General features: G+C 40.3%; 23 protein-coding genes, 15 tRNA genes and 1 pseudogene. 10 read left to right on the top strand and 29 right to left on the bottom strand.

Annotated features, from left to right (window positions below; translation table 11 throughout):
• The first annotated feature begins 137 nt into the window (after positions 1 to 137).
• Positions 138 to 1,163, top strand: coding sequence for a DMT family transporter (locus H6G76_RS12765; protein ID WP_190700620.1), 1,026 nt, complete (start codon positions 138 to 140; stop codon positions 1,161 to 1,163).
• A 10-nt stretch (positions 1,164 to 1,173) separates the two neighbouring features.
• Here H6G76_RS12765 and H6G76_RS12760 read toward each other — a convergent pair whose 3' ends face one another.
• From H6G76_RS12760 to H6G76_RS12730, 7 genes are all read right to left on the bottom strand, one after another.
• Entirely contained in the window at positions 1,174 to 2,268 is a 1,095-nt protein-coding gene (locus H6G76_RS12760; RefSeq protein ID WP_190700617.1) for an AI-2E family transporter, read from the bottom strand.
• A gap of 293 nt (positions 2,269 to 2,561) precedes the next feature.
• A complete protein-coding gene (locus H6G76_RS12755) occupies positions 2,562 to 4,346 on the bottom strand; it encodes a M61 family metallopeptidase (RefSeq protein WP_190700614.1) in 1,785 nt (594 codons plus the stop codon).
• Positions 4,347 to 4,964: 618 nt separating this feature from the next.
• Entirely contained in the window at positions 4,965 to 5,648 is a 684-nt protein-coding gene (locus H6G76_RS12750) for a Crp/Fnr family transcriptional regulator (protein WP_190700611.1), read from the bottom strand.
• A 195-nt stretch (positions 5,649 to 5,843) separates the two neighbouring features.
• Complete coding sequence (locus H6G76_RS12745; protein WP_190700608.1) at positions 5,844 to 7,046, bottom strand: pilus assembly protein PilB; 1,203 nt, start codon at positions 7,044 to 7,046, stop codon at positions 5,844 to 5,846.
• Between the two features lie 265 nt (positions 7,047 to 7,311).
• Positions 7,312 to 8,499 carry a HetZ-related protein 2 gene (locus tag H6G76_RS12740; RefSeq protein WP_190700605.1) on the bottom strand — a complete coding sequence of 396 codons (1,188 nt, stop codon included), beginning with the start codon at positions 8,497 to 8,499 and terminating at the stop codon, positions 7,312 to 7,314.
• 786 nt (positions 8,500 to 9,285) lie between these two features.
• Positions 9,286 to 9,636 (bottom strand): carbon dioxide-concentrating mechanism protein CcmK, encoded by a 351-nt coding sequence (locus tag H6G76_RS12735; RefSeq protein WP_190700602.1) that lies wholly within the window; start codon positions 9,634 to 9,636, stop codon positions 9,286 to 9,288.
• 87 nt (positions 9,637 to 9,723) lie between these two features.
• The gene (locus tag H6G76_RS12730) at positions 9,724 to 10,035 is read right to left on the bottom strand and encodes a carbon dioxide-concentrating mechanism protein CcmK (protein ID WP_190700599.1); all 312 of its coding nucleotides are present in this window, start codon (positions 10,033 to 10,035) and stop codon (positions 9,724 to 9,726) included.
• A gap of 140 nt (positions 10,036 to 10,175) precedes the next feature.
• Here H6G76_RS12730 and H6G76_RS12725 point away from each other — a divergent pair, with 140 nt between their 5' ends.
• Complete coding sequence (locus H6G76_RS12725; RefSeq protein WP_190700597.1) at positions 10,176 to 11,063, top strand: alpha/beta fold hydrolase; 888 nt, start codon at positions 10,176 to 10,178, stop codon at positions 11,061 to 11,063.
• A 233-nt stretch (positions 11,064 to 11,296) separates the two neighbouring features.
• On the opposite strand, the gene H6G76_RS12720 is transcribed toward H6G76_RS12725, so the two are convergent.
• Both H6G76_RS12720 and H6G76_RS12715 read right to left on the bottom strand, forming a co-directional pair.
• Positions 11,297 to 11,836, bottom strand: a complete 540-nt coding sequence (locus tag H6G76_RS12720; RefSeq protein WP_190700594.1) for a Dps family protein — start codon at positions 11,834 to 11,836, stop codon at positions 11,297 to 11,299.
• A 235-nt stretch (positions 11,837 to 12,071) separates the two neighbouring features.
• Positions 12,072 to 12,431 (bottom strand): hypothetical protein, encoded by a 360-nt coding sequence (locus H6G76_RS12715; protein ID WP_190700591.1) that lies wholly within the window; start codon positions 12,429 to 12,431, stop codon positions 12,072 to 12,074.
• A 1,139-nt stretch (positions 12,432 to 13,570) separates the two neighbouring features.
• Here H6G76_RS12715 and H6G76_RS12710 point away from each other — a divergent pair.
• Positions 13,571 to 14,593, top strand: a complete 1,023-nt coding sequence (locus H6G76_RS12710) for a tetratricopeptide repeat protein (protein ID WP_190700589.1) — start codon at positions 13,571 to 13,573, stop codon at positions 14,591 to 14,593.
• A gap of 144 nt (positions 14,594 to 14,737) precedes the next feature.
• On the opposite strand, the gene H6G76_RS12705 is transcribed toward H6G76_RS12710, so the two are convergent.
• From H6G76_RS12705 to H6G76_RS12645, 13 genes are all read right to left on the bottom strand, one after another.
• Positions 14,738 to 14,809 (bottom strand) — tRNA-Lys (locus tag H6G76_RS12705).
• Between the two features lie 282 nt (positions 14,810 to 15,091).
• A tRNA-Ala gene (locus H6G76_RS12700) sits at positions 15,092 to 15,192 on the bottom strand.
• Positions 15,193 to 15,199: 7 nt separating this feature from the next.
• Positions 15,200 to 15,276, bottom strand: a tRNA-Ala gene (locus tag H6G76_RS12695).
• A 5-nt stretch (positions 15,277 to 15,281) separates the two neighbouring features.
• A tRNA-Arg gene (locus H6G76_RS12690) sits at positions 15,282 to 15,355 on the bottom strand.
• A gap of 6 nt (positions 15,356 to 15,361) precedes the next feature.
• Positions 15,362 to 15,436, bottom strand: a tRNA-Val gene (locus tag H6G76_RS12685).
• Positions 15,437 to 15,441: 5 nt separating this feature from the next.
• Positions 15,442 to 15,512: transfer RNA gene (locus H6G76_RS12680), tRNA-Gly, on the bottom strand.
• A 103-nt stretch (positions 15,513 to 15,615) separates the two neighbouring features.
• A tRNA-Thr gene (locus H6G76_RS12675) sits at positions 15,616 to 15,691 on the bottom strand.
• Between the two features lie 95 nt (positions 15,692 to 15,786).
• Positions 15,787 to 15,860, bottom strand: a tRNA-Leu gene (locus H6G76_RS12670).
• 12 nt (positions 15,861 to 15,872) lie between these two features.
• A tRNA-Leu gene (locus tag H6G76_RS12665) sits at positions 15,873 to 15,976 on the bottom strand.
• A 95-nt stretch (positions 15,977 to 16,071) separates the two neighbouring features.
• A tRNA-Tyr gene (locus H6G76_RS12660) sits at positions 16,072 to 16,181 on the bottom strand.
• Positions 16,182 to 16,185: 4 nt separating this feature from the next.
• Positions 16,186 to 16,256: transfer RNA gene (locus H6G76_RS12655), tRNA-Glu, on the bottom strand.
• A 116-nt stretch (positions 16,257 to 16,372) separates the two neighbouring features.
• Positions 16,373 to 16,444 (bottom strand) — tRNA-Ile (locus tag H6G76_RS12650).
• A gap of 9 nt (positions 16,445 to 16,453) precedes the next feature.
• Positions 16,454 to 16,526, bottom strand: a tRNA-Cys gene (locus H6G76_RS12645).
• On the opposite strand from H6G76_RS12645, the gene H6G76_RS37655 reads away from it, so the two are divergent.
• A complete protein-coding gene (locus H6G76_RS37655) occupies positions 16,499 to 16,630 on the top strand; it encodes a hypothetical protein (RefSeq protein ID WP_277883084.1) in 132 nt (43 codons plus the stop codon). The genes H6G76_RS12645 and H6G76_RS37655 overlap by 28 nt on opposite strands.
• Here H6G76_RS37655 and H6G76_RS12640 read toward each other — a convergent pair.
• Positions 16,610 to 16,713, bottom strand: a pseudogene (locus H6G76_RS12640). The gene H6G76_RS37655 and the pseudogene H6G76_RS12640 overlap by 21 nt on opposite strands.
• Positions 16,714 to 16,831: 118 nt before the next feature.
• On the bottom strand, positions 16,832 to 17,020 hold the full coding sequence (locus tag H6G76_RS12635; RefSeq protein ID WP_190700586.1) for a hypothetical protein: 189 nt from the start codon (positions 17,018 to 17,020) through the stop codon (positions 16,832 to 16,834).
• Between the two features lie 198 nt (positions 17,021 to 17,218).
• Here H6G76_RS12635 and H6G76_RS12630 point away from each other — a divergent pair, with 198 nt between their 5' ends.
• Positions 17,219 to 18,061, top strand: a complete 843-nt coding sequence (locus tag H6G76_RS12630; RefSeq protein WP_190700583.1) for a polysaccharide deacetylase family protein — start codon at positions 17,219 to 17,221, stop codon at positions 18,059 to 18,061.
• A gap of 36 nt (positions 18,062 to 18,097) precedes the next feature.
• Here H6G76_RS12630 and H6G76_RS12625 read toward each other — a convergent pair whose 3' ends face one another.
• Both H6G76_RS12625 and H6G76_RS12620 read right to left on the bottom strand, forming a co-directional pair.
• Positions 18,098 to 18,487: an alr0857 family protein gene (locus tag H6G76_RS12625; RefSeq protein ID WP_190700581.1), complete on the bottom strand. Its 390-nt coding sequence runs from the start codon at positions 18,485 to 18,487 to the stop codon at positions 18,098 to 18,100.
• Between the two features lie 16 nt (positions 18,488 to 18,503).
• Positions 18,504 to 19,010, bottom strand: a complete 507-nt coding sequence (locus tag H6G76_RS12620) for an HNH endonuclease (protein WP_190700794.1) — start codon at positions 19,008 to 19,010, stop codon at positions 18,504 to 18,506.
• 445 nt (positions 19,011 to 19,455) lie between these two features.
• Here H6G76_RS12620 and H6G76_RS12615 point away from each other — a divergent pair, with 445 nt between their 5' ends.
• The 3 genes from H6G76_RS12615 to H6G76_RS12605 all read left to right on the top strand — a co-directional run bounded on the left by H6G76_RS12615 (position 19,456) and on the right by H6G76_RS12605 (position 23,240).
• Positions 19,456 to 19,791 carry a hypothetical protein gene (locus H6G76_RS12615; RefSeq protein WP_190700578.1) on the top strand — a complete coding sequence of 112 codons (336 nt, stop codon included), beginning with the start codon at positions 19,456 to 19,458 and terminating at the stop codon, positions 19,789 to 19,791.
• An 801-nt stretch (positions 19,792 to 20,592) separates the two neighbouring features.
• Positions 20,593 to 22,641: a GAF domain-containing protein gene (locus tag H6G76_RS12610; RefSeq protein WP_397333979.1), complete on the top strand. Its 2,049-nt coding sequence runs from the start codon at positions 20,593 to 20,595 to the stop codon at positions 22,639 to 22,641.
• Between the two features lie 8 nt (positions 22,642 to 22,649).
• Entirely contained in the window at positions 22,650 to 23,240 is a 591-nt protein-coding gene (locus tag H6G76_RS12605; protein WP_190700575.1) for an SRPBCC family protein, read from the top strand.
• Positions 23,241 to 23,346: 106 nt separating this feature from the next.
• Here H6G76_RS12605 and H6G76_RS12600 read toward each other — a convergent pair.
• A tRNA-Glu gene (locus H6G76_RS12600) sits at positions 23,347 to 23,419 on the bottom strand.
• 56 nt (positions 23,420 to 23,475) lie between these two features.
• Positions 23,476 to 23,548: transfer RNA gene (locus H6G76_RS12595), tRNA-Glu, on the bottom strand.
• Positions 23,549 to 23,587: 39 nt separating this feature from the next.
• Between H6G76_RS12595 and H6G76_RS12590 the strand changes: the two genes are divergently transcribed.
• Both H6G76_RS12590 and H6G76_RS12585 read left to right on the top strand, forming a co-directional pair.
• A complete protein-coding gene (locus H6G76_RS12590; protein ID WP_190700572.1) occupies positions 23,588 to 23,725 on the top strand; it encodes a hypothetical protein in 138 nt (45 codons plus the stop codon).
• A gap of 131 nt (positions 23,726 to 23,856) precedes the next feature.
• The gene (locus H6G76_RS12585; RefSeq protein WP_190700570.1) at positions 23,857 to 25,779 is read left to right on the top strand and encodes a sodium:proton antiporter; all 1,923 of its coding nucleotides are present in this window, start codon (positions 23,857 to 23,859) and stop codon (positions 25,777 to 25,779) included.
• On the opposite strand, the gene H6G76_RS12580 is transcribed toward H6G76_RS12585, so the two are convergent.
• Positions 25,746 to 26,381, bottom strand: a complete 636-nt coding sequence (locus H6G76_RS12580) for a cytochrome b N-terminal domain-containing protein (RefSeq protein WP_190700567.1) — start codon at positions 26,379 to 26,381, stop codon at positions 25,746 to 25,748. The two genes, H6G76_RS12585 and H6G76_RS12580, sit on opposite strands and share 34 nt — an antisense overlap.
• Positions 26,382 to 26,389 lie beyond the last annotated feature (8 nt).

Genomic DNA, 26,389 nt, shown 5'->3' with positions numbered 1-26,389 from the left:
GAATAAATCTTATCTAATTCTTAAGTCTAACTCAGGCTGGGTTCACATAGACTTAAGCTCGAAAATTTAGTATTGTTGAAATTATTTTTATTACAAATGGTCTTGCTGTGACTAGTCTGAAAAGATGGCAGCGTTTCATGAACAAAATTCCTAACCAAGTCTACCTCTGGCTAGGAGTCTTAATTTTTGGAGCATCTGGTGCAGTTACCCGTAAGCTAACAGAAATTGGTTCTCAAAACTTAATAAATGGGAGAAATCCTATTTCTCTATGCAATGTTTTGTTTGTGGGAAACTTGTGTGCTTTGTTGGTTATGCTAATCATTTATAGACGACAGTGGAAGAAAAAAGTATTGCAGCAAATATCGGTGAATAATTGGTTAGTGCTATCGGTAGTAGCCATTTTATCAGGAGCTTTGGCTCCTAGTTTGTTTTTCCAAGCACTGGCACTAACCAATGTCAACAATGTTATTTTGGTTGGTAGATTAGAGCCACCATTGACTTTGGCTTTATCTATCTGGTTGTTAAAAGAACGGGTAAATCTTTGGGAAATTATTGGAGCGATCGCTGCTTTTATTGGTGTTAGTTTAACTATAGTACTTCAGCCTCCTGGGCCAAACATGATGAACATGGCAGGCTTTAATCTAGGTATAGGTGAAGTTTTAGCAACAGTAGGAGCAATAGCAGCAGCAGTTGCAACAGTGATTGGTAAAAAATATCTTTTTCATATCCCTTTAGGAATCTTCACTGTTTTTCGCACTGCGTTAGGTACTATCGTATTTTTCTTTGTGGCTTTATTACTTTATGGTAGTCACCATTTCATGGATGCATTTTCGCCTTTTTTGTGGCAATGGATGTTGTTGTATAGTGCAGTAATTGTCGTTTTAGGTCAGTCACTTTGGTTTAAAGGTTTGAGAGCTTCGACGGTATCTGTAGCCTCTTTAGTTGGCTCTTTTACTCCCATTGCAGGTATCTTAGCCGCTTATTTCATCCTAGATGAAGCCCCAACTCAAGCTCAATATTTAGGCGGTAGTCTAATTTTAGTTGGGATATTAATCAGCCAAATTGGAGTTTTGCGTCAAACTCGTCGCCCTCTTGCTACAGATAAGGTAAATTCTACACAAGTCCAACAAATAGAAAACGAGATGGGTTTTAAAGGTATTTAATATTTGGAATTTATGCAGATGTCGATTCTTGCGTTAATATAGCATCTTCATCTACAACAGCATGATTGAAATTATTAGATAGAGAAAAGCCATCGGTAACATCTTTAATAAAACCAGCTAAAGGTACAGCAATAATTAACCCTAATACACCAGCTATATAAGTTCCGATTAATAAAGAAATTAACACCCAAATTGGTCTAAGCCCAGTGAAACTGCCTAAGAGACGAGGCGCGATCGCTTGGTCAATTAACTGATCAATAATAACAGCTACTACTAACACTTTTACTGCTAGCCAAAAGTCATGTGTCGCTATAATTAAAGTAATAATAGCTAGGCTAACTACATCCCCAAACGGAATTAAGCTGAGAATTCCTACTCCTAACCCAAATAGCAACCCAAACTGCACTTGAAACAATAAAAACATAAATGTTTGGGAAACACCCATCAGTAAGGCTAAACTTAACTGGCCAATTAAGTAATTTTGAAAGTTTTGCTGAATAGACTTGCTTACCTGTTGGGCAGAACTCCAAGGTATTTTTTTAAAGATACCTTCCCAAAGTCTTGGGCCATCCAATAAAAAGTAAAAACTTAAAACTACTGTGATTAAAGATTCAGAAATACTATCAATTGTATCTATAATAATGCTTAAGAGCTTATCAGAAATATACTCTAATTCATTAGGAATTTTATCGGTAATTTTTGTAAAAATTTGGCTAAAATCTATTTGAATTCTTTGGCTGAAAGCCCAATCATTCAAGCCTTGCAGTTTTGCCTCAGTAGAATCAATCCTTTGAGGGAGTAATTTAACCATTTCATTAAATTGTTCGGAAACTATCGGCAATAAGGTAAGCCCTAAAGTTATTAATATCAAAGTAGCTAATGCAAAAACTAGTGTTACGCCATAGTTGCGTTTAACTCCTCGTCGCTCCAGTAATGAAACAGGATAATTTAAAATAAATGCAAACAAAGAAGCTAAAATAAAAATTGTAACCAATGGTTTAAAATATTCAAAAAAACGCAATAATAACCATCCATTGAGAAACAATAGAGGAAATAGCAGAGTTAAAATTAGCCATTTGAGTAGTTGCTTAACTGATAAATTCATAATTCTGCCTTATCCACTAAGTCGGTAAAAGACTTTATAAGTACATCACAAATAATTAAGTAGAAATTATTGCACGGTTTGTGCAGTCCAATCAAAAGGATACGCTATTTTCTCCACATACGAAACATATGCGTTCCATTTGACTTCTCCGATAAGAGACCTGCCTTGAAAATAAAACGGTTGCTAGTGGTAACTTGTGGATACATATACAGCATTCCTAAAGTAAGGGGCGCAAGTTCTTGCGCCCCTATTGGTTACTACTTAATATTCACTAACATTCAAAACTAACTGCATTAACGAAGAGTGGTTAACGGCACACCCAACCAGCCAGCAAAATTTTCTTTTTGCCTTGCATCAGGATTGTTTACTGGAACTACTTGATACTTACTAGGGCGTGGTGCAGCAAGAGTGACAGAACAGGTACGTAGTTCGTCTTGATGAAAAACTGTTACCTGAATTGTATCGTTTGGTTGGTAATCTTTGAGGCGATCGCTCAATTGATGTCCTGTAACTCGTATACCTGCAATAGCCAGCAACTCATCGCCGGCATCAATTCCTGCTAATTGTGCAGGTGAACCGAATTCAACAAACTTAACGATTTCTCGACCATTCTCAGTATTTAACCTCAAACCAAAGTAAGGTTCTTCTTCTTGCTCTGCAATTACCTGCAAACCAAAAGGTTCTAGATACTGATTAAAAGGTAACTCTTCCGTACCATTAATATAGCGGTTAAAGAAGTCAGTTAAATCTATTTCTGCGATCAATTCAATTACTTCCTGCAATTGCGCTGAAGTATAACCAATTTCTTGTATACCGAATTTCCGCCACATTTGCCGCATCACATCATCAAGAGAGCGTTGATTGCCATAACGCTCCCTAATCAGCAAATCTAGCAGCAAAGAAATCATTTCTCCCTTCAAATAATAGGAAATTTGCGAATTATTGCTATTAGCATCTGGACGATAGAGTTTAATCCAAGCATCAAAACTTGACTCAGCCACAGGTTGTACTTTCCGTCCTGGCGTTGTCAGATATCGAGAAATTTCTTTACCCCAGTTATGGAAATATGACCTAGCATCATAAATTCCTGCCCGCAAAGGAATTATCAAATCATAGTAACTTGTAGTTCCTTCACAGAACCACAAAGAAGATGTATAGTTTTCGCGATCGTAATCAAAAACTTCTAAAGCTTTTGGGCGAATGCGTTTGACATTCCACAAGTGAAAGAACTCATGGGCTACCAATTGCATAAAACGTTCGTATTTATCCTGTGAGCTAAAACCAAAACGTTGATAAATTAACGAACAACAATTTTTATGCTCTAACCCACCATAGGCTTGGGCAAATAAGTGCAGCAGAAACACGTATCTTTCATAAGGCAAGCCGCCAAACATCTGTGCTTCTACATGAATTATTTTCTGAATGTCAGCAATTATTCTTTGTACTTGATAATTTCCTTTGCCCCAGATAGCCAATTCATGGGGTTTTCCTAGCACCTCAAAGTGATATAACTCGTGATACCCAATTTCAAAGGGACTATCTACAAGAGTATCAAAGTCAGCAGCATAGAATGTATATGCCTGTCCTTCAACTGAAGGTAAGGCAGTAGTCACTCGCCACTCAGGGTGCGGTGGCACAATCGTAACTTGAATTGGTAAACTTTCACAACCTCTAAGCCTAAAAAACAGGGCTGCCCCGTTGAAATAACCGTGGGTACTATCCAAGTGGTTTGTTCGTACCGATAACTCATTGGCAAATATGCGGTAACGCACAGTTAATTCAGAAATACCGTCTGTGTTTATCTGCCAGTGGTTTTTACTTAGTTTGCGCCACGACAATGGTTCATCACCAGCAAAAGCTGCAAAATCCTGTAAATTCTTAGCATATTCCCGTACTAAGTAAGAGCCTGGTGTCCATACAGGCATTTTTAAGTCTAGTATTGGGGATGCGTGATTCACAAGCTGCAAGCTAACTTCAAACAGATGTGTTTCTGGTTGGGGCATTGCGACCGAGTAATGAATCGTCGGCACGGTTTCTTTAACGCCGATTTCGAGACGAGGTGCTGTTGCTTCAGTCATTTGTAGTAGTAGACAGGAGTGATAAGTTATGAGTTTATAGTTAATAGCCAAAAGTTAATAGTCAATAGTAGAACTTTGTAAAGAACTAAGAACAAAATACCCTTAAACTAAGATTTTGCAAAAATTTACGTTAATTAATTTAATAACGTATGGCGAATGCCTCTGAGTTTAGGCAACTTTTATTCATATGATAAATATCTTTTTCTCATATAATAGGCGTTTCCAGCACTGTCGAGTCGGAAAAACTTTTCTTAATTAATTGCCCATAAATTAAATTTTAAAACTAATTACTCAATACTTAACACTCTGCACCGGACTAAAAGTTGAGTCTGGTGCTTCTGCCTGATATCTCATAAATTTAATATAGCGTTACAAAGGAGTTTAGCTAGATTCAGGTGGCTTTGTTACCATTCTTTAGTGAGTGTTTCTTGAAGGTGAATAAGTCGGGTTTCCCTCAAGGATGAAGCTCCAGCCAGTGCTGCAAAATTTATACCAGATTCCTGGCTCAAATGATAGCTTTGGTATTAGGAAGGCTTTTAGTACCGGGATGAGGGTTACTGTTTGGGTACATCCTTTTTCTAAGATCTGAACTTTGATGACTTGACACCCAAGACAAAACTAGACCTTGCCTGCCAAATTCATCAATTGTTTGAAATTAACTAAGTAAATGATGTTATTAACACGATCAATGGTAATCCAACCTTTTTCATGTAGTTTTTCCATAATTTTAGTGGCTTCTTCTACACCAATTTCTGTCACTTCTGCCAAATCTTTAAATGGAATATTGAAAATTTCTTTGCCTTGCGGTGATTCTTGTCCGTAGCTTTCGCCCAAATTGACTAAAGTGTGAGCCAGTTTGACGGCGGGAGGTGAAGAACGGATTTGTAATCGCTGATTAATTTGCCGTAATCTTCGCACCATCAGTTGCAGCATTCGATGATGTAATTGTGGGTCTTTAAATAAAATTTGAATAAAACGCTCTCTAGAAATACTTAGCAGCTTCACGGGCGAAAGAGCAATTACATCTGTTGAACGTGGAGATTCATCTAAAATTGCCATTTCTCCGAAAAAATCGCCCTTACCTAAAATTGCTATAGCAACAGAATCATCTCCAGAAGTACGGCGCACTTTAACCCATCCAGATACTACGAAGTAAACTGCGTTACCCCAAGCATCTTCCATTAAAACAGCTCTGCCAACTGGATATTCATGTTCAATTGCTACGTTGAACAGCCATTCTAAAGTTTGTGGGTTGGCTGTACTCAATAAAGGGAAAAGTTCACTAAAAACCTCTGTCTGCATGAAATATCATTAAATATGAATTTAATAACGGAAAATTAAGTTAAATACTATAAGGTTTTAAACCGCAACCATAGTATTAATCCATAATTTTAAAGTAATTATTTATACAATACTTTTTTGGTATTGGTCTAATCTTCAATTACAACATAACAATTCTGTAGGGGATCGGAATCAGAGGTTTTACTGACAGAATTTTTATTTATTATTTACTTCAGAATCGTTATTGGTTGTGAGTATTTTGACTTGTTGATCTAAATCTTCTAAGATTCGATTTAAAGCAACTAAAGCATCTGATTGCTCTGATGTCAGGCTAGAGTTGAGTAATAGCCTTTGATGCAATTCGTGTAATTTATAAGTTAGTTGTTGAGAAATTCCCAAAACATCACGGCTAAGACGAGCTAAGTGTTGTTGTTGATAAAACTTTAAGGCGGCTCCCCGCAAAACTTGCAGTGTGGCTTCTTCACCATAAATTCCTGGCATAATTCGCAGGCGTAATAACACACGGCTTTGTTGATATAAACATTCTTTCTCTACCTGTTTTGGTTCCGAAATTGTGGTGGTAGGTAGCCCAGCAAATCGCTTTAATTCATTAAGTACGCCTTGAAAAACCGAGAGAGGTAACTTATCTAATACAGACTGTACAACACCGTTATCGCTCCAAAGAATCTTACCTTTATAAGGTTGTCTTTCTAAATACAAACGACCAATTCCTCCACCAAGAACTCGCCCTAATAATTCTTCGAGTAGTTTTTTCGGTGGAAGTGATGATAGCACTTCTACAGTAGTGGTTAACTCAGGGTTTGGTACTGGCGAAATATTTAAGTTAGTCGCGAGTGTTGCTTCCTGGGCAATATCTTCTTTTGTCTTGTTTGTTAAGGTGGTAGGTTCTGGGAGAGGAGAATCTATTAATTTTTGAGCAGATTGAGCAGTTTCTGTTGGCTTTAGTACAGATAATGGTGGTTGCTGGTGAGATGAGATGATGCCTGTTTGTGTGAGTTGCTCTAATTCTGCGGCGGTGTCGGCTTTTGGATGATTAATTGCTTTAATGTCTGAGCCAAGCGTATTTTTATAGTTAAGGTATGCAGATAGTAGACTGCGATGGCTTTCATTATCAAGTTCTTGAATTATCATCGTGCAGTTAATATAAGTCAAGATGCGATTCACATAATCTAGTGCGCCACTGTCTTGAGCATGAACCATACCCAGCGTTAATATGTTGTCTTCTAATTTAAAGGGCAAAATTTGGTGGTATAGGCAAGCTTCAAAGGACAATAGACTCTCGATTAGCTGAAATACCTGTTGACGATCGCTTTCTTGCTCTAAGTTAATAACTGTGTTGGATTTTCTTTGTTGCCCACTTGCTCCGGTATCAATTGGTTTGTCCTCTGAAGACAACATAAGTTTGATTACTGAAAGTTTTCTTATATTTTATTTTGCTTTAAGTTTAGTTGGCAGTAAATAAAGATACTTTGTTACCTTGATAAAAGTTAAATTAATTACTTTACGTAAGAAGATATCCAGTTAAATGGGTATGGGAGCAGGCGGAATTTTTGCTTGGTTGAAAAGCTTTTCCAGTTGCGTCCCGCGAATTCCCAAATCAACTGATTTTTACCTAATGATAGTACTGACTGTGATTGATGACGATGATCGCTAGTTATTCTCCTTATTCTTCAGTTCTCAGTGATTGGGCTGCGAGATAAATTTTTGTCCATTCTGCCATTACTTGATGGGTTTTGAGTTTTAGCTTTTGGGCTGTAGCTTCGATGGACTCACCTGCTTTGCGTAAATCTAGTACCTGCCGCCCAAGAGGAGTTATTTTTTCATAAAGTTGCTCCCATTGCTTGGGTGTTAATCCCAGATTATGTTCTTCCAAGGAAGTTGACAGCCAGCTATCTACGAGTTCTGGTTTATTTTTGAGGGCAAATACACGCACTGCATGGTAGCTAATTTTTTCGCGCAGGCGATAGATATCGCGGATGGGTTTTTTGAGTTGCTTGGCAATCTCATCTTGAGATTTGCCTTGGAGATACAGTCGCAACCAATCTACAGCTTCTGGTTCTAGATTTTCTTGTAAGTATTCTTCAAAGGCTTTTTGGACTGATTGCCGCAGTGATTGTTGTTCTTCTAATTGTTGTGCTTCTTGATATTCGGCGATCGCTTGCGTATCTACCAAGTTAACCCGACTATCACTGTCATCGGTGAGAATTTCTTCGGAAACTAATCTCACCATGTCACTACCAGGAACTTGAGTTAAACCACCACGCCCAGTCCGACGGAGGTAATTGACAAAACGATACACCAGCAACGGTTGATTGCGTACTGGTCGTAAAGCATACTCTTCTATTGTTGCAAACAGTAGTGTATCTTGCAGCCTTCTGTCGGTGGTAAATTCGGCGATGCAAGTCATTTGCTGCTGCATATAGGTATCGTTTTGCAGTAATTCTTGGATGACTTCTTGTAATACATCCATTACACTGCGTTGGCGATCGCGGCTTAAAGCTACCCAAGTTTGAATCTTATTACGTAAAGAAACTAAACTTCCCAATCTTGTGATTAAGTTGCGATAAGCCCGTTCTCTACCAATTCCTAAGTAGCGTTGACATAAAATTTTCCAGCGATACTCCATCGCTTGCTTGGCAATCTCAAGTTCTTTAGGTTCAAATAGTTCAAACCGCTTTAAATCACTTCCTAACAGCCAACGAACAATACTCTCTCTCGTAGTTGCACTTTGATCTGGGTATTCCTCAGCTATACGGCTGTGCCAGTACTCTTTTAGTGTTTCCGCATCGGTTGCCATAGTAGGATTGCACTCATCGAACCTCATTTTTACAGTTTCCATCACAACCCCCATATATCGCACTTAAAATGTCGGCCAACATTTGTTCAGGAATCGGTTAACTTTATCAAGACATTTCTGCGAGTCTATATGTTATTACGTTTTTATTCCTGAACTTTATGCAGAAATTTCTAAATTGCAGTTTTTGTCTTTATGTTTTATGTGCTAGAAATTATGGTATTTTGAATTTCTGCCATCTTAATAAAATCTAAATTTTTGTAAATCATACTTAAAAAGTTCACAGAATACACCTACTTCCAACTAGTAACGATAAACTGGCAATCAGCATTCAGCCACAAAAGCTTAATTTTCAGCTTTTGTAAAACAATTACAAAGATTTACTCCAGTTCTGACGTGATATTACCCAGATAAGTTTCGCTTTTAAGAGTTTTTCCTTGGATAATATGCAATTTTCTGATTATTCTGTGTAGCTTTTATTGCTGAGATCAGAAAGTGCTAGTTAACTCCTTAATTTTTTACTTCTAAATATGTGTCGAGCGAGCAAAGCGATCGCTAACAATACAATTCTCTAAGCATACCGCTAGAAATTATGAGAATTTTATGAAAATTATATTAAAGTTGCAAAGTCTATGTAAAACTACTATGTTTTCCTGAGAGCTAACCCATAAATTGCTGGATACAGCACTTGGGGGAAGTAAAAATCCAGATTTAAAAAAAGAAATTCAAACATTATTTTTAGCCAAAAGTCAATAGTCAAATATCAAACATTAATTATCGATTAACGCTGAGACTGTAGACTTTTGACTTTAGCTGTTTGATTAATAGCTGATCAACGTAACTCTATCGACCGTTAGAAGACCTGATAATTGGATTTTCTACAGAGTCTCGATATTGTTGCACAGCTTCGGTATAACCAATAGGCAAAACAGCCTCAACGTTTTCATGAGGACGGGGAATAATTACCCAAGACTCTAATGTGCCACCATGAACATTTTCGGCTGCTTCTATACCGGCAGCCATAGCAGTTTTGACTTCTGATACATCCCCACGAATATTAACCGTGAAACGAGCGCTCCCTACTCGGATATATCCCACAAGGGTAACTCGTCCAGCTTTTACCATAGCATCTGCTGCCGCAAGCACAGCAGGAAAACCTTTAGTTTCCAGCGCACCAACTGCTTGTAGTGACATTAGCAATCTCCTGATATGAATAAACTTATGTAGCGATACAAGATTAATTGTAGAAACCTTCGTTACAAATTTTAATGGCGAAATCGCTTAGAAAATTCGGAAAGGCTCAGATTTTTGGGTGAAGTGGATAGGTAGAATTGTCTCCACGTTTTCTGGGGGATTGGGAACTATGTAGTGGGTGATAACTTGACCACCATGAGCTTGTTCTCCTGCGGCAATTCCTGCCTCAACGGCTCTTTTAACTTCAGCAACTTGTCCCCGGACAGCAACTAATAAGCGAGCGCTTTCCGCTTGACCATAATATACAAGTGTAACTGCGGCAGATTTGACCATTGCGTCTGCTGCGGCTAACACAGCAGGAAAACCTAAAGTTTCGATTACGCCAACCGCCATTGGCATGGCATTAGCTCCTGAGACAATAATAGAAGTGATATATATTTTACGAGGGTTTTGACCAGTTGTGACATTGCGGACAGTTTTTTTACTAGTGTTGAGTAATAAACTTCAAGTTGGTAGTTGGGTGCTGTAAACTATAGCCTATGTTTCCAAGCTTTTTACCTGCCGCAGTTGGGCAATTAACAGAACCAGAATCGATCGCACTAGCTCGCAATATCCAATGTCAAGCGATCGCAACTCCTTTATCTAATCAACCAATCACCACAACCTATGTTAAGCAAGGCAGTGGCGGCACACCTATTTTATTAATTCACGGCTTCGACAGTTCTGTATTAGAGTTTCGCAGACTGTTGCCACTGCTAGCAGAAAACAATGAAACTTGGGCAGTGGACTTATTGGGATTTGGCTTTACTGATAGACTTGCAGGCATACAATTTAGTCCTGTTGCCATTAAAACCCATCTATATTATTTTTGGAAAACCCTGATTAAGGAGCCTGTAATTCTAGTAGGTGCGTCTATGGGGGGTGCAGCCGCGATTGATTTTACCCTCACTTACCCAGAAGTAGTAAAAAAACTGGTGTTAATTGACAGTGCTGGGTTACGGGCGGGTTCATCCTTAGCTAAATTTATGTTTCCACCGTTGGATAATTGGGCAACTCAGTTTTTGCGTAGTCCGAAAGTCCGCGATCGCATTTCTCGTGCTGCATATAAAAACCCCAGTCTGGCTTCGTTGGATGCATCATATTGTGCTGGATTGCACCTAGAAATGCCTAGTTGGCATTTAGCTTTAATTGCTTTTACTAAAAGTGGTGGTTACAGTGCTTTTAGATTTAAGAAACTAGTGCAGATTCAGCCACCTACATTAATACTTTGGGGCGAATTCGATAAAATTTTAGGCACGACAGATGCTCAAAGATTTAAACGCGCAATTCCCCACAGTCAACTAGTTTGGATTCATGATTCAGGTCATGTTCCTCATTTAGAACAGCCACAAGTCACTGCCAAACACATTCTCAAGTTTCGGGAATAACCATAAATTTCAGCACCCATTCAAGAGACAAAAAAGGTGGCTGGAAATGTTTGAAAACTTCCAGTCACCCCATGATTTCGTACTAATTTCCGCCGAGAAATAGATATTGAGAACAGGCTAAATGCTCACCTTGGCTTTGAACCAAACACCATGCTCATCTTAGCCTTTGGTAATAACAGTTTTGACCACCGACTGTTTTCAGACTTTAGGTTGTGAAATAAATCTGCTCTTAATTAAACGCCAATAGGAGTTTTACTTCCTGTTGCTGGGTTTGTTCCATTTGGTTGTAATTCTTGGCCTTCAATAAATGAACGTAGCATCCATGCCATCTCTTCATGCTCTTCCATGAGTCCAGTTAAAAAGTCAGCAGTTCCTTCATCATGGAACTCTTCACTAGACTGATCTATATGTTCTCTTAGGTTGCGGATAACTTGTTCGTGGTCTTCCACAAGGTTAGCTACCATTCCTGTTGCTGTGGGAACGTCACCAGAATGTTCTTTAAGACTAGCAATGTTGAGAAATCCCTCCATTGTGCCAACAGGATAGCATCCTAAAGCACGAACCCGCTCTGCTAAAGCATCAATATTTACTGTTAGTTTTTCGTAGTGTTCTTCCCAAAGTTGGTGCAGACTGCGAAACTGAGGGCCGACAACATCCCAATGGTACTTTTTGGTTTTAACTAAAAGTAAATAAGCATCTGCTAAATCTTGATTCAACAGATTTGCTACACCTTGACGTTGTTCTTCTGTCAAACCAATGTTAATCGCACGCATCGCTATTAATTCCTCTGTAGACTTATCTACTAAGTTCACAGAAATAAAACTTCTTTTACATCAACCATAGGAAAGATTACATCAGCATGATTAATTACAACTTAAGATGTTATTGATTTATAACTTCTAACAGACATCATTTTTATTTAAGTAAAAATATATAAATAGGAAGAAGCACGTTGTTTATTTTTTTAAACAACGTACCTCATTCTTTATTAAAAAGTATTATTACTTTCTACTTTTTACCTGTAACTTTTTCTAGCACATTTTGAATTTCTTCTTCAACTGTGGTTGCATTTTGGGAATTTTCAGGACGCTTCATTTTATCAATATCAGCATCACCTTGAACTTCATTAAGACCTTTATTGGATTCTTCTTGAACTTTCTTTAATCCAGGAGGTGCAGATCTACCAATTTCGTCAGTTTTCTTTTGAGTTTCAAGCAGTTGTGTAGTAGCTTCAGTGGGATTGCTTTGATAGCTTTCAATTGCAAAAGCAGGAAATGCATTAGATATCAACAATAATGCACAGGTAAAAGCTACAACTAAAAAACGTACTGGACGCAATAGAGATAGTACAAAAGTCATATTCTTCATTGGAAATCCTCTACAACAGCGTTAACAAGAAATAAGTTATATTTTTCAGGGAAGCTTGTATCCTAATTAAAAAAATTAGGCACATAATGATTAGTTTAGGCTTCGCCCTTAGTTATTTCGAGGTTAATCTTTGAATAAGAATCAACATTGTGAATTGCTGTAATTGAGCTTATTAATAAGCTTCATTAGCAATCTAATTGCTAGCATTTTTCACAATGTTTCATGCCATCAAGTTCACCTAACTTATATTTACTTGGAATCATCCTACTTTGGGATCGACCTCTAGGGTGAACTTTAGCGCGTCTGGGTTATTAATAAAATCAATCTGTAGGTAGAGCGTGTAATATGGATAAATTTGGCGATTTATTGCTCTAATTGAACGCTCATAGGGAAAAAGAACAAAATAACTTGTGCCATGTATATGAAATCCCTTGTAATCATTTCTCAATGATTACAAGGGATTTCAATAATTGTCTCACCTTAAATGGGCATTACTTGCGATCGCCAAATCTGATTCTTCTTGCAGAAGTGACTAAAAGATACAAGCACCTCAGAAAAACCTTTTCCTTCTCTTACAAAAATAATATTGCAAAAGGTTTATTAATTAGTAATAGTTCAAACAACTGAATCAAAGTATAAAACTTGCATAATGAGCGTCATCAAGCAATTTCATATCTAAATTTAGCCTGAATCACAGCGATCGCTACTATTTCAGATGATAAAACTGCTACCAGTGTCAATTCAGTATCAATAAAACTGTGAAATTCAGGAATTTGAAGAACAGGTAACTACCTCGCCCCGTAAAAGCTCTGAGAGTATGACTTTGACAAAAGCAAAGTTAACCTTAAAAATTAGCGAAAACTACGCTGATTATGCATATTTACGCTAATAGACCTCATTAGCTCACTTGGTTTATGAATTTGCAACTACAAGCTATATAAATCAACCTATTATCTCAGCTTTAGATAGTATTTACTAATTAAGTTGAAAAATATACCACAATTTACTATTTACATCCTATATCTTAGGGAAGAAAATAATGTTTAACTTAAATGTGGGCATCCTCAAGAAAATTCTCTCCTAAGGGTGTTTGCTCAAAAAGAGCCTGCCTAATTTATCTCCAGTGCAACTGAGGTCAAATGACGCAAACTTTCAATCCAGTCCAAGAGTGGGAACAACGTCGTAATCAAGCAACCCGCTACTACCACGAAGGTAAAGTTCAAGAATCTCTCGCTCTAGCAATGAAGAATCTAGAGTTAGCTAGATCAATTTCTGATCGCGCTAAAGAAGGTTACACATTAAACGACATTGGTTTAGCTCACCTTGGTTGCTGGCAACCTCAAAGAGCATTAGAGTGTTTTGAGCAAGCACTTTTGCTTGCTCAAGACTTAGGCAATCAAAAAGCAGAGGCCACTGCCCTGAGTAATCTGGGTTCTACATACAGCCGTCTTGGAAAGTTTTCCCAAGCACTGAAATATCTCGATAAAGCCTTAGTAATTTTTAGAAAATTGCAAGACCTTCAGGGTGAAGTTTCTAGCCTCAACGATGTAGCCCTGATATATACCAAATTGGGAGAACCAAAACGAGCGTTGTTATTACAGCACCAAATTCTCCAGATGCGGCGACTGTTAGGAGACTTTTCTGGCGAAGCGACAACTTTGAATGGTCTTGGGTTTGCCTATAGTCTTTTAGGCAAGTATGAACAGGCTCTAGAATTTTTGCAAGAAGCACGTTCTATTCAAAGAGCATCTAAGAATTTGGTTGGTGAAGCAACCACAATGAATAATATTGCTTCTATTTATAGTGATTTAGGACAACCTAAACAAGCACTGCTGCTGTATTATCAAGTATTTTTGTCGCGGCGATCGCTTAAAGATCACGCTGGCGAAGCCACAACCCTGAATAATATTGGGTATACCTATAGTCGTATAGGAAATAACTGGCAGGCAATGAAATTTTATAAACAAGCCATTGCCATTTATCAGGAATTAGGCGATCGCTTGGGAGAAATTTCGACTTTGCTGAATATGGGTACATTGTACGCCACAACCAAACGCAAAAAGAAGGCACTATCTTGCTACCAAAATGCCCATGAATTATCTCAGCACATCGAGTCTCAGCCACTCTCACAAAAAGTACAGCAGCATATAGACTCTTTGTAGAGGTTAAGTAACAAGGGAATTGCGAACAGAGAACGGGCAATGGAGACTGCGTATAGTGGAGTCTCTGATTTCTTTCAAAAGGGAACAAAAAAGGTTTTTTCCTTATTGCCCGTTCCCTCTTGACTATTGCCTTCTTGCTGAAAGTGGGTGGTAGAGGAGTCGAACCTCTCTATAGCGGATTAAAAGCCCGCTGCACAGCCGCTATGCCAACCACCCATGAATCATGAATAAGGAAGTGGGAAGTTAATCCACCAGGGAGGTACTGCCCCTCCTGTTTCTGTGTTATCAGCACAGCGCCTCACTTTTCGGCTTCAGGTGGTAATTTAACGGAAGCTAAGAGAATCGAACTCTTGACAGTGTTAGCCGCAGTCGCTTTCAAGGCGGTTTCCTCGTCTATGCCGGACAACTTCCATTTAGGGGTGCCTGACGGGACTTAAACCCGCTATGACTGGTTTCACAAACCAGTGCCGTGATCGCTTTGGCTTCAGACACCATCAGTGGAATCAATGGGAATTGTAGACGCGGTAGCGGCTTCCCGAAGGTTACCCATAATCTCCTGCTTGCAAGGCAGGCACTCTAGCCATTTGAGCTATGACCCCATAATCTTGGTGGATACTGGTCGGAATTGAACCGACATCTTCCTAGTTGCGAGCCAGGTGCTTTCCCAATTAAGCTACAGACCCATAGGCGAGAGTGGTAGGACTCAAACCCACATCCTTCGAGTTAGAAGCTCGATGCTCTCTTCAATTGAGCTACACTCCCATTAATTGGTAGTCCTGGCAGGAGTTGAACCTGCAACTTATTGCTTGTAAGGCAATTGCTCTACCTTTGAACTACAGGACTACGCAAGCGAGTGGAGGGATTTGAACCCACACGCTGAATGTGGCGCACTCAGATGCTACCGTTACATCACACCCGCAAGTTTCAGAGCGATCAACGAGACTCGTAGCTTGCTTCCCGCAGGGTACTCGTACCGTGAGTTTGGAAGACTCTCATGCTGCCGTTACACCACGATCGCATTCTGGAACTGGTGACAGGAGTTAAACCTGCAAACTACTGATTACAAGTCAGTTGCTCTACCAATTGAGCTACACCAGCACTAAATTTTGGTGACGGGGGCAGGAGTTGCACCTGCCGATATGAGGCTTATGAGACCTCTAAGCCGCTCTTGCTTCATCCCCGCATTTCACCAATGCCCCTGACAGGAGTCGAACCTGCAACCTCTTCGTTCTAAGCGAAGCACCTCTTCCGGTTGGGCTACAAGGGCATACTCTGATTTTGGTACTCTCGACAGGATTTGTAGACGCGGTAGCGGCTTCCCAAAAGGTACCTGCAAAAAACTAGATCCTCGGTCTAGTGCGTCTTCCGTTCCGCCACGGGAGCTTAGTACCCCTGACAGGATTTGAACCTGCGACGGTCGTTAAACCGTTTCCTCTTAGCAGGAGGACGCTTTGAGCCACTCAGCCACCTCTCCACAGTGGGTCGAGCAGGATTTGTAGACGCGATAGCGGCTTCCCGTAGGGTACCTGCGAACAAAATAGAACAGTTTTACAGACTGTCGCCTTTAACCAGACTCGGCCATCGACCCATAATTCCCCCGACGAGAATTGAACTCGCATCTCCGCTTTGAAAGAGCAGTGACTTAACCATTCGTCCACGGGGGCAAGAGTAGAACGCAGGGACTAGGATTTGTAGATGCCCTAACGGGCATCTTCCCGAAGGGTACCTAGAACATCGGATTTGGAGTCACGAGGTGTTGTCGTTACACCATCCCTGCATTAGCAGCGGCGGGAATTGAACCCGCATATACTCGGTTATGAGCCGAGGGCTTTACCGTTAAGCTACGCTGCAATGAACCAAAGGCTGAGGTGAGAATCGAACTCACGATGTCGGTTTTGCAGACCAATGCCTTCAACCACTTGGCTACTCAGCCGTTTGGGAGCCTTGACGGGAATTGCACCCGCTTCTCTATGCTTGAGATGCACAGCGACTTATCTAGTCGTCCACAAGGCTACACGGGAGCAACGAGAATTGTAGACACCCTTTGGGTGGCTTCCCGCAGGGTACTCGTAACCTATCGCTGGAGTGAAGATCGCTTTAACCATTTGAGCTATACTCCCATATTTGGTATCTGTGCCTATTGATTAGGCTCATAGGCACAGACGATTTTTGGTGAACTTGCCCATTCCTTATTCAGTTTTCAAGGTTCAGAAAAATTACTTTGATTGAGAAAAACTGTTAACCAAATAACCGACGCTCTAAGTAATAAACCTGTTGTGTATTACTGATGTATTCGGCGGTTTTTGCCTTAGCCAATTTAGACCTTTTGGCGTTAATAGCCTCTGCCTCAAATTGTTTAGAAGTAGGAGAGCCTTTGTTTACTGGTTGTCTGTTCCAGTAAGTGTTCTGTATTTGGATGTAGAACATGACTTTTACCTTTAAGAAGCTTTGTCTTTCGCCTCACTACATTTATGCTACATAAATACTACAAAAGGTGTCAAGGGGTTGAGGAAAAATTTTTAAAAAATTGCTGAAAAGGTATATATTGCTAGGCTTGTAACTTATTAACCTCTGTACGAAGTAAAACTACAAGCTTATGATGGGCTGAATATTTAGGAACCTGATGTGACAGATAAAAACCTTAAGCGAGGCAGAATATTTGGTTTTGTGGCGATCGCCCTTTTTGTAACAGCCTGTAGTACGATTCCACAATTAACCGTTCACCAGTCAATCAGCACACTCTTGACGGCAAAAGTTCTAGATAATTGGGTACAAGCTCAAATTGATGCTCAACTACCGTTATCAACTCAAATAGAACAGTCGAGCGTTAGTATCCCAGCTAGATTTCAAGGAAAAACCTTATATAAAGTAGAACCCAACAATAAAGAGAAAGTTATTGCCTTAACTATTGATGATGGACCTTGGCCAAAAACAACCTTACAAATGCTAGATATCTTCAAAGCAAATAATATTAAGGCAACATTCTTTTGGGTGGGAAGTGCTGTACAAGCAAATCCTGAACTTGCCAAACGAGTTGTAGCTGAAGGACACGTTATCGGGAACCACACTTGGCATCACTGGTATAAACGCATGGATGAAGCCACCGCTAAGAGCGAAATTGACCGCACATCTAATCTGATTTACAAAACAACAGGAGTCAAAACAACTTTGTTTCGACCTCCTGGCGGCTTTTTAAACAACGGATTAGCTGCTTATGCGAAAAGCCAGAAATATTCTGTAGTCATGTGGTCTTTGACTTCAGCCGACACTGATCCTCATGCCAAACCACAAGCATTTGTGAATAATGTGTTGAAAGGCGCGAAACCAGGAGCTATTGTGTTGATGCACGATGGCGGTGGCGATCGCCACAGAACAGTACAAGCATTGCCACAAATTATCACCGGGCTGAAACAGCAAGGCTACAGATTTGTGACAATTCCTGAACTGTTAGAAAAAAGCGGAGAGTAGAAGTATAAAAGATGAAATTTTATACTTCACACTTTTTTATTCACTCATCACAGAGGCGCAAGCTTGAGCTTCTTGCCAAAGTTTGTGCAGAAAGAATTCAGTGCGATCGCTCATTGTAGTGATGAACACACCTATAGCATCCTCAGCACCATTAGTTAGCCAAGAACCCCGCAGTGTCACTTCCACATATTCGCTATCGCAGACACACAAGGCGATGATTTCCCGATCATCTCGTTTCACCTCAGCCTTAAGTGCTTCTACCCCTGGCAGATCAACAGGTAGCAAAAAGGAAGCAGAACTTGGTTCGATACAAAAATTTTGTCCAACTCGCATGGCGAAAATTACGCGCTGTGATATCCACTCCTCTAGTGACTGAGGAATACACTCTAAACAAAAGCTCCTTTCGGTGTAAGTTAATTTCAGCATTCCTTATGCTCTCCTGTTATTCCAGGTTTGCTTGCACATTTGTCCAGAACTGTTCAGCAAAAGCGATCGCCGGGTGAATTGGTGCTTTGGGTAATTTCCGTAGCTGCATTCCAACTTCAGATAAAGAGCGATCGCCTTTTCGGGAGTTACATCTTTCACAAGCTGTGACTACGTTATCCCAAGTGTGTAAACCACCTTTTGATCTTGGGATGACGTGATCTAATGTCAGGCGTTTGCCGCTACCGCAATACTGACAAGTGTGATGGTCTCGTCGCAAAACTTCCCGCCGATTCACTGGTGGTACTTTCCATGTCCGCTCACTAGAGCCAATTTTCAAACGAATGTGTTTTGGTACCTCAATTACTAGACTGGGTGAATGAACTCGCCATCCGCCATCCGCCGCAAAATCAAGTGGTTCTGCTTTATTTGTTACTAACAACACAATCGCTCGTTTGATATTTACACAACATAGTGGCAAGTAATTTTGCGAAAATACGACTACGGATTGCTCTAACACTTGCATTGCGTTCGCGCCGCGCCTAGAAGATATCGTCACAGCTTCACTCCTTATCAAAAAACCCCCGCTTCTTATTTGGGTGAAGCGGGGGTTGGTAATAAACCAAAACTTTTCTGGTCTTATATCGGTACAGTATTTTTTTGTCTGTACCTCCCGCTTCTTTGGTTCAGTTGTGGTTGTGCATTCAGCACGCCTATGCCGAGATTTCTAAAATCAAAATCATATTTATCCTCTTTGGCTAGGCCATGAATTCGGCTAGCATCACCCATAAATAAATACTCCACTCCCATAGCCGTCGATTCCCAACTGGATCGGCAGTTGGTATGACGCAAGGAAGTAGAGATAGAGATGGGATAGAGGGATTTCACAGAAAATTTCACCTATTGAACATTCCTTTAAACATACTACACTTGTATTACTATCCTGTCCATACCTTTAAGGAGAAAAAGTCATGCATACCATTACCCGCACCCCAACCACCGATATGGAAGTTACCAGCATTCGGTTAGAGCGAGAACTTAAAGATAAACTCAAAGATATAGCCGGCAATCAGGGGTATCAAGCTCTCATCCGCGATATTCTGTGGAATTATGTTCAACAAAAATCCGGTGAGTGGAAACCGCGATTTTCACGAGCCGATATTCGAGCTAGTATAGCCGCCACCGCTCAACAGGAAGAACGTTGTGTACTGACAGGACAATTGATTCAGCCTCAACAACCAATGTTATTAGGATTAACGAGGAATGGCGATATGGTTCCGCTCAGTGTCGAGAGTTTGGCTGGATAGTTTTTAATTCTAATCAAGGCAGCTTAGTTATCAGGGCTAACGCACAAAGGTTAATTGTTGAGATAGGGTGTAAGAGTGTGGGTTATATAAATTTTGCTGACTCACACCTTACACCCTTTGATTTTTGCTATTACTGCGTACTTTCTCATGATTACTCATGGTAACTAGACTGATTTCATTATTTAGTGTGAGTAAATTTGTTTAATAAAAATTAAAAATTTTTTATTTCTATTAAAAAATTTTTATTTATTTTATGCTCTGGCTTCTACCTTGCCTGAAAAACTGACGAATTTATGAATAAGTTGGAAATGCTCCTTCATAAAGCCTTTACGAAACTACCCTAAGAAGTATCAGAGTTTTTTCTGAAGCTCTGTCATAATGGAGTTTAACTTTTGGACAGCCCAAAGAAGTTTACTTAACCTTAAGTAAATTGATCAGCAATAAATATTACTAAAACTAATATCCAAACCGTATTAATGCGGTATTTATCTTTAAGTTATTATCTTAATTCTAGAGAAATTACGGTTTATGTATAGTTACAGACAAGCTATCGTGTTCTCAAGTTAGTCATATTAGATCTGTAAAAAATCCCAAAATTATCTGTAGGAAGAACTTTAGTAGATTTTAGATATTTTCATACCAATGTATAAATTAGTCTAATATACCAGTAACTTGTTCATCTGAAAGAGAAAAGGGCTATAACAGGTTAGAGAAAGTCTTTAATAAAAGATTTATAACTCATGAGAGTGCAGTGACATAACTAACGGTGAATCATATGCCAAGAAATTGGGTGTTTATAATATGGGGTCATTATCCAAAAGCGTGCCAGGGATGAAAAAGCATTTATCATTGCCGCAACATTACCCGGATGACCTAGAGCGACTACAATCATACCCACTCAAGCTGATGCAGCATCAGAAAGAACCAAATTTTAATTTGGTACAAAAAATCAACCACATCATAGCCAACAGTTCAGCAACAACTTTGATACTGCAAGAAATTGCTCGATTGCTAGGCTCGGCCTTCAAAGTTGATTGTTGTTTAGTTACAGTTACCAGCGAAGTTTCTGCTGAAGCAACAGCTGTACATTGGTGTGCTGATGAGTATCTAGCGATGCCAAACTCCAGTGAAATGTTGTCAAACGAACATTTATTGATGGATCTGCCGGTATTACATTGTGCGGCTGAACCATTCACTATTGATGACATTTCTACGATTCGCAATAGTTTGATAGTTGGAGGTCAAAACCTACCATTACCAATAAGAGCCGTTTTGGCAATCCCGACTCGATTTGCAGGTCAAAATAATGGTGTGATTAGTCTAATTCAATTCCAACCCTATGATTGGAGTGATGCAGAAAAACAACTATTAAAGTTAGTCGAGTCATCTTGTGCGATCGCATTCTCTCAAGTAGCACAAGCACAGTTAATCGCGTCGCAACAGCAGCATCTCCAAAAGACTGATCAATATCAAAGTTTAATCAAGCAGTTAACTATATTAAGTCGTAGCAACTTAGAGTTAAATCAAATGCTCAAGTTAGCTATTTCCTCAACTGCTGAATCTTTACAGGCAGACCGAGGCTTATTAATATTACTCAAATATACAGATCCTTTATTTAGAACCCAAGCTAAAAAACAGATTCCCAAAGCTAAGGCTAACGTAACTGTTGAGTGGAATCGCAACACCCAAGATTATCACAACGGTAAATCGGAATCTGAAACTCAGTCGTTCTTAATTTCTGAATGTGGTTTGTGTCAACGTGTGTTCACAGACTCAGGAAAACCCGTAATTATTGATGACTATACGGATGTTCAGGAGACTTTGACTGTCGCGCCACTGTTTGCTATCGATGCTTTGCCTGCGGTATTAGTAGTACCGTTAGAAAATCAAGGCAGAATTTTAGGGTTTATTGTTCTACAGCAAGCAACAGCCCGTAATTGGCAATCGGCAGAATTAAATTTAGTGGAAATGGTGTGCGCTCAAATAAGCAATGCCATTATTCAATCACAGACGTTGCGGCAAGTACAGACTTTGGTTGATGAACGCACAGCAAAACTCCAAAGTAGCCTGGAACTGCAAGCAAAATTGCACGAAAAAACACGGCAGTACGTTGAGCAACTGCGAGAACTCAATCATCTCAAAGATGAATTTTTGAGCAACATGAGCGATCGCCTACGGTATCCACTGACAAATATGCAAATGTCGATCAAAAATTTGCGTTTGCCAGGAATCTCAGCAGACAGACAAGCAAGATACATGGATATCTTAGAGCAAGAGTGTACTAAAGAAATTAACTTAATTAATGATTTGTTGACACTCCAGAAATTAGAGTCTCAGCAAGAACGTCCGCAATTTGAAACTATAGATTTAAATAATAGAATTCAAGCTTTAGCAGCTAATCTTGAGCCAAAACTTGCAGCTAAAGCGTTAACTATAGATTTGGATCTACCCAAAGATTCTTTGGCAGTCCAAACTGAATTAGAAAGTTTTAACCGGATTCTGCAAGAATTGTTAACAAATGCCTGTACATACTCAGAGCATGAAAGTATTATTCATGTGCAAGCCTGTCACCGAGTTGAGCAACTTGTCGATCAAGTTATCATTAAAGTGACTAATACAGGTCGGGGAATCTCGGAAGAAGAAGCCACCTATATATTTGATAGGTTCCGTCGTGGCAAAGGTGGACGATGGACTCCTGGAACAGGCTTAGGACTTGCTTTGGCTAAGTCTCTGGTGCAGCATTTGAATGGGGCGATCGCTGTTGAAAGTACGCCAATTCCAGATTCTCAACTCAGCCAAGTTTGTTTTACTCTCACCCTGCCCCAATTTTCGGACAAAAGCGAACTATAATTCTCACCGTGACTGAACAACACAATTCCACAGCGAACATTGATTTTAACGCCGCTAGTGATGACACGAGCCTAGAAAACAATTTGGCGGCTGTTGATACAGCTAATTTGCCCCCTGTGGCTGTCCAAATCGAGAAAATAGCAGAGCGGCAACGACAAATTACTGCTAAAGTCCAAATCCCTCATCCCATAGAGCGGATATGGAAAATTTTGACCGATTATGAAGCTTTAGTTGATTTCATCCCTAATCTTGCCAAGAGTCGTTTGCTGGAACATCCTAATGGTGGGATTCGACTTGAGCAAGTAGGTTCTCAAAAGTTACTCAACTTCAATTTTTGTGCGCGTGTAGTCTTGGACTTGGAAGAATATTTTCCTAAAGAAATTACCTTCCGCATGGTTGAGGGAGATTTTAAAGGCTTTTCTGGAAGTTGGAGCCTAGAACCTTGCTCCCTAAATGGAATTACAGGAACTAATCTTTGCTACACAATCCAAGTTTGGCCGAAACTGACTATGCCAATCACAATTATCGAACGCCGCCTGAGCAAGGATTTACAGTTAAATCTACTGGCGATTTATCAGCGTGTAGAAGAGTTCGCCTAGATAAGTTTATCAAGCTTTCCTCATAAATCAACTCTTAACGGGAAAGCTTGATGCTAATAGGTATATATTACTTGCGACATGCAAGACATACATGATTTATTTAAAGTACCCCCAGGGGAATTCGAATCCCCGTCGCCTCCGTGAAAGGGAGGTGTCCTAGGCCTCTAGACGATGGGGGCATAAGACTGCGGTTAGGATATAACCTTTGGTTTAGTTTGATGATGCCTTGTAAAAGTACCCCCAGGGGAATTCGAATCCCCGTCGCCTCCGTGAAAGGGAGGTGTCCTAGGCCTCTAGACGATGGGGGCATCGCAATCAAACCTTTTATAAGTTAACCAATTTTCAGAATGATGTCAACAGGTTTTGCAAAAAAAGAATTTTTATTGCAGAAAGAGCAGGAAGAGGCAGGGGAGCAGGGGAGCAGGGGAGCAGGGGAGAATAATGATAGAGAAAGTACCACTTTTTTTGGAACTAGTGGACAATAGAGTATTCCACAAAACCAAGTATGGAAGAAAATCGCAATTCAATGGAAAAGGGTGTAATGTTGTACTCTGGAAAAGTAAACTTTACACTTCTTTACACAAGATTTTGAAATTTATCGCTCAAAATCTAAAACATGGAAGCATCTCTTGAAATCACCTTACAGATGGTGATCGCCGTCGTAGCAGGTATTAGCGCCCAAGTAATGGCCGCATATTTGCGCGTACCGAGCATCGTCTTGTTATTATTCTTGGGCATTCTCCTCGGTTCTGATGGTTTGGGGTTATTGCACCCACATACCTTAGGTACGGGATTGGAAGTAATTGTTGCTCTAGCGACTGCCATCATTCTGTTTGAAGGTGGACTGAATTTAGATTTGCGAGAGTTGGGTAGAGTTTCTGTGAGTCTGCAATTGCTCGTTACCCTAGGAACGCTGATCACGTTACTAGGGGGGAGTATGGCGGCTCATTGGTTGGGTGAATTCCCTTGGAATATAGCTTTTCTCTACGCTTCTATAGTGGTGGTGACAGGGCCAACAGTGGTTGGGCCGCTTCTCAAGCAAATCAATGTAGATCGACAAGTAGCAACGCTTTTAGAAGGGGAAGGGGTTTTAATTGACCCAGTAGGAGCTATTCTCGCCTTTGTTGTTCTGGATACGATTGTTAATAACGATGCTGATCCTGTGAATGCGATCGCAGGTTTGATGATGCGTTTGGGCGTGGGTGCAGCAATTGGTGCAGTTGGCGGTTACTTGATGAGTTGGGTTTTCAAACGTGCTAGTTTGCTGTCGTTTGAGTTAAAAAATTTGGTTGTTTTGGCAATACTTTGGGGTCTGTTTTCTCTAGCGCAGACAATTCGCACTGAATCAGGAGTGATGACTACTGTTGTCGCTGGTGCAGTTTTTGCCAATTCTTCTGTACCAGAAGAACGTTTATTGCGTAGCTTTAAAGGTCAGTTAACGATTCTCAGCGTCTCAGTACTCTTCATTTTACTGGCGGCTGATTTATCGATTGCCAGTGTCTTTGCTTTAGGTTGGGGTAGTGTATTAACTGTTTTAGTACTGATGTTTGTGGTTCGGCCAATTAACATTTTGGCTTGTACTTGGAACAGTAACCTCAACTGGCGGCAGAAATTATTTTTAAGCTGGGTGGCTCCTAGAGGTATTGTTTCGGCTTCTGTGGCTTCATTATTTGCCATTTCCCTCACGCAACGTGGGATGAATGGTGGTGATGCGATTAAAGCTTTGGTGTTTCTCACCATCATCATGACAGTGGTTTGTCAGGGTTTAACAGCTGGGGGAATTGCTCAGTTGTTGCAAATTACCTCTAAGGATGCAACTGGAATAGTAATTGTTGGCTGTAATCCTTTGAGTTTGTTGATTGCACGCTTCTTTCAAGAACGAGAAGAATCTGTTGTGATGATTGACACAGATGCAGTACGTTGCGAAAAAGCAGCCGAGCAAAATATCCGCGTTATAGCTAGCAGTGCGCTCGACACTGGTGTTTTGGAAGAAGCAGGACTGGCTTCTATGGGAACTTTTTTGGCGATGACGAGTAATGGAGAAGTCAATTTTGTTTTGGCGCAACGCGCTGCTGAGGAATTTAAGCCTCCGCGTGTGTTAGCAGTGTATCCGCGTGATCCGCAGGCGAGTAATTCTGGAAATCAAAAGACAGTTAACCAAGCTTTTATTAGCGACTTAACAATTAAAACTTGGAATGAATACCTGAACGAAGGACGCGTGAAGTTGGGGACAACTACGTTAGAAGCAGCAGATTTTGATATTCAGCAAGAGCGCATCCAAGAAAAGATTCGGACTGGGGTATTGATACCGCTTCTTTTAGAACGAGAAGAACGGTTACAAGTGATGCCAGCAAATCATGAGTGGGAAGTAGGCGATCGCATTATCTATTTATTGCACGATCCCAGACCAAATCTTTTAAAACGTTTGTCTGGTGCAAGTCAATCCACCCCCTTGGTTGTAGAAAAGTTAGCGGAGGTGGAAGAAATACCTGTACCGACTTTGGCTCAACTCTCTACTAGTGAAGCTTCGGGAAATTGATCCAATTTATCTGCTGTGTACATTTCTTGTTCTTGCCACAATAGGGCTAATAAATGCACTACAGCCAAAATTAAGGTAGCAGCCGCAATCAAATAACTGTGGATGGCATAAAGATGTTCAACTGTTAAGCTGCTAATCGCTCCTCCACCAGTGAGGATATTTCGCAATTGCCCACCGATAAAGGGAATGGCTTCAATGGTTCCCAGTTCAATGCTGAAACGCCAGTATCCTAGTTGTGTCCAGTCGAGAATCATGGCTGTCCAATCTAGGCCGATGGTGCTGAGGGTGAGGAAAATACCACTAACCCAGGCAACTAGCCAACTCTTACTAAATTGTCGCCCTAAAAACATCACTACAACCTGTACAAGGGCGATCGCAATTACGGCATTGCCTGCAATCTCATGGGTTCGGTAAAATAACCAACCATACGGCACTTCCGTGTTAATCATTCTCAAGGAATTGTAAGCACCACCTGCTGTTGGTTCGTAGTAAAAAGACAGTAAAATGCCAGTGGTTGTATAAATCAAGCACAGGCTCAGAATTACGACTGATATTATCGTTGCGAGTCGCCGCAAAATTCTATCGAACTGGGTGGTTTGCATGGTTCACC

Source organism: Nostoc sp. FACHB-152, assembly GCF_014697475.1.
GTDB lineage: Bacteria > Cyanobacteriota > Cyanobacteriia > Cyanobacteriales > Nostocaceae > Nostoc_B.
The sequence above is the reverse complement of the archived record's forward strand: the minus strand, read 5'-3'. Positions and strand labels throughout refer to the sequence as shown.

Coding starts and splice junctions, on each gene's coding strand:
- H6G76_RS12765 (WP_190700620.1), top strand. CDS start 138: ATGAACAAAATTCCTAACCAAGTCTACCTCTGGCTAGGAGTCTTAATT.
- H6G76_RS12760 (WP_190700617.1), bottom strand. CDS start 2,268: ATGAATTTATCAGTTAAGCAACTACTCAAATGGCTAATTTTAACTCTG.
- H6G76_RS12755 (WP_190700614.1), bottom strand. CDS start 4,346: ATGACTGAAGCAACAGCACCTCGTCTCGAAATCGGCGTTAAAGAAACC.
- H6G76_RS12750 (WP_190700611.1), bottom strand. CDS start 5,648: ATGCAGACAGAGGTTTTTAGTGAACTTTTCCCTTTATTGAGTACAGCC.
- H6G76_RS12745 (WP_190700608.1), bottom strand. CDS start 7,046: ATGTTGTCTTCAGAGGACAAACCAATTGATACCGGAGCAAGTGGGCAA.
- H6G76_RS12740 (WP_190700605.1), bottom strand. CDS start 8,499: ATGGGGGTTGTGATGGAAACTGTAAAAATGAGGTTCGATGAGTGCAAT.
- H6G76_RS12735 (WP_190700602.1), bottom strand. CDS start 9,636: ATGTCACTACAAGCAGTTGGTGCGCTGGAAACTAAAGGTTTTCCTGCT.
- H6G76_RS12730 (WP_190700599.1), bottom strand. CDS start 10,035: ATGCCAATGGCGGTTGGCGTAATCGAAACTTTAGGTTTTCCTGCTGTG.
- H6G76_RS12725 (WP_190700597.1), top strand. CDS start 10,176: ATGTTTCCAAGCTTTTTACCTGCCGCAGTTGGGCAATTAACAGAACCA.
- H6G76_RS12720 (WP_190700594.1), bottom strand. CDS start 11,836: ATGCGTGCGATTAACATTGGTTTGACAGAAGAACAACGTCAAGGTGTA.
- H6G76_RS12715 (WP_190700591.1), bottom strand. CDS start 12,431: ATGAAGAATATGACTTTTGTACTATCTCTATTGCGTCCAGTACGTTTT.
- H6G76_RS12710 (WP_190700589.1), top strand. CDS start 13,571: ATGACGCAAACTTTCAATCCAGTCCAAGAGTGGGAACAACGTCGTAAT.
- H6G76_RS37655 (WP_277883084.1), top strand. CDS start 16,499: ATGCCTTCAACCACTTGGCTACTCAGCCGTTTGGGAGCCTTGACGGGA.
- H6G76_RS12635 (WP_190700586.1), bottom strand. CDS start 17,020: ATGTTCTACATCCAAATACAGAACACTTACTGGAACAGACAACCAGTA.
- H6G76_RS12625 (WP_190700581.1), bottom strand. CDS start 18,487: ATGCTGAAATTAACTTACACCGAAAGGAGCTTTTGTTTAGAGTGTATT.
- H6G76_RS12620 (WP_190700794.1), bottom strand. CDS start 19,010: ATGCAAGTGTTAGAGCAATCCGTAGTCGTATTTTCGCAAAATTACTTG.
- H6G76_RS12615 (WP_190700578.1), top strand. CDS start 19,456: ATGCATACCATTACCCGCACCCCAACCACCGATATGGAAGTTACCAGC.
- H6G76_RS12610 (WP_397333979.1), top strand. CDS start 20,593: ATGGGGTCATTATCCAAAAGCGTGCCAGGGATGAAAAAGCATTTATCA.
- H6G76_RS12590 (WP_190700572.1), top strand. CDS start 23,588: ATGATGTCAACAGGTTTTGCAAAAAAAGAATTTTTATTGCAGAAAGAG.
- H6G76_RS12585 (WP_190700570.1), top strand. CDS start 23,857: ATGGAAGCATCTCTTGAAATCACCTTACAGATGGTGATCGCCGTCGTA.
- H6G76_RS12580 (WP_190700567.1), bottom strand. CDS start 26,381: ATGCAAACCACCCAGTTCGATAGAATTTTGCGGCGACTCGCAACGATA.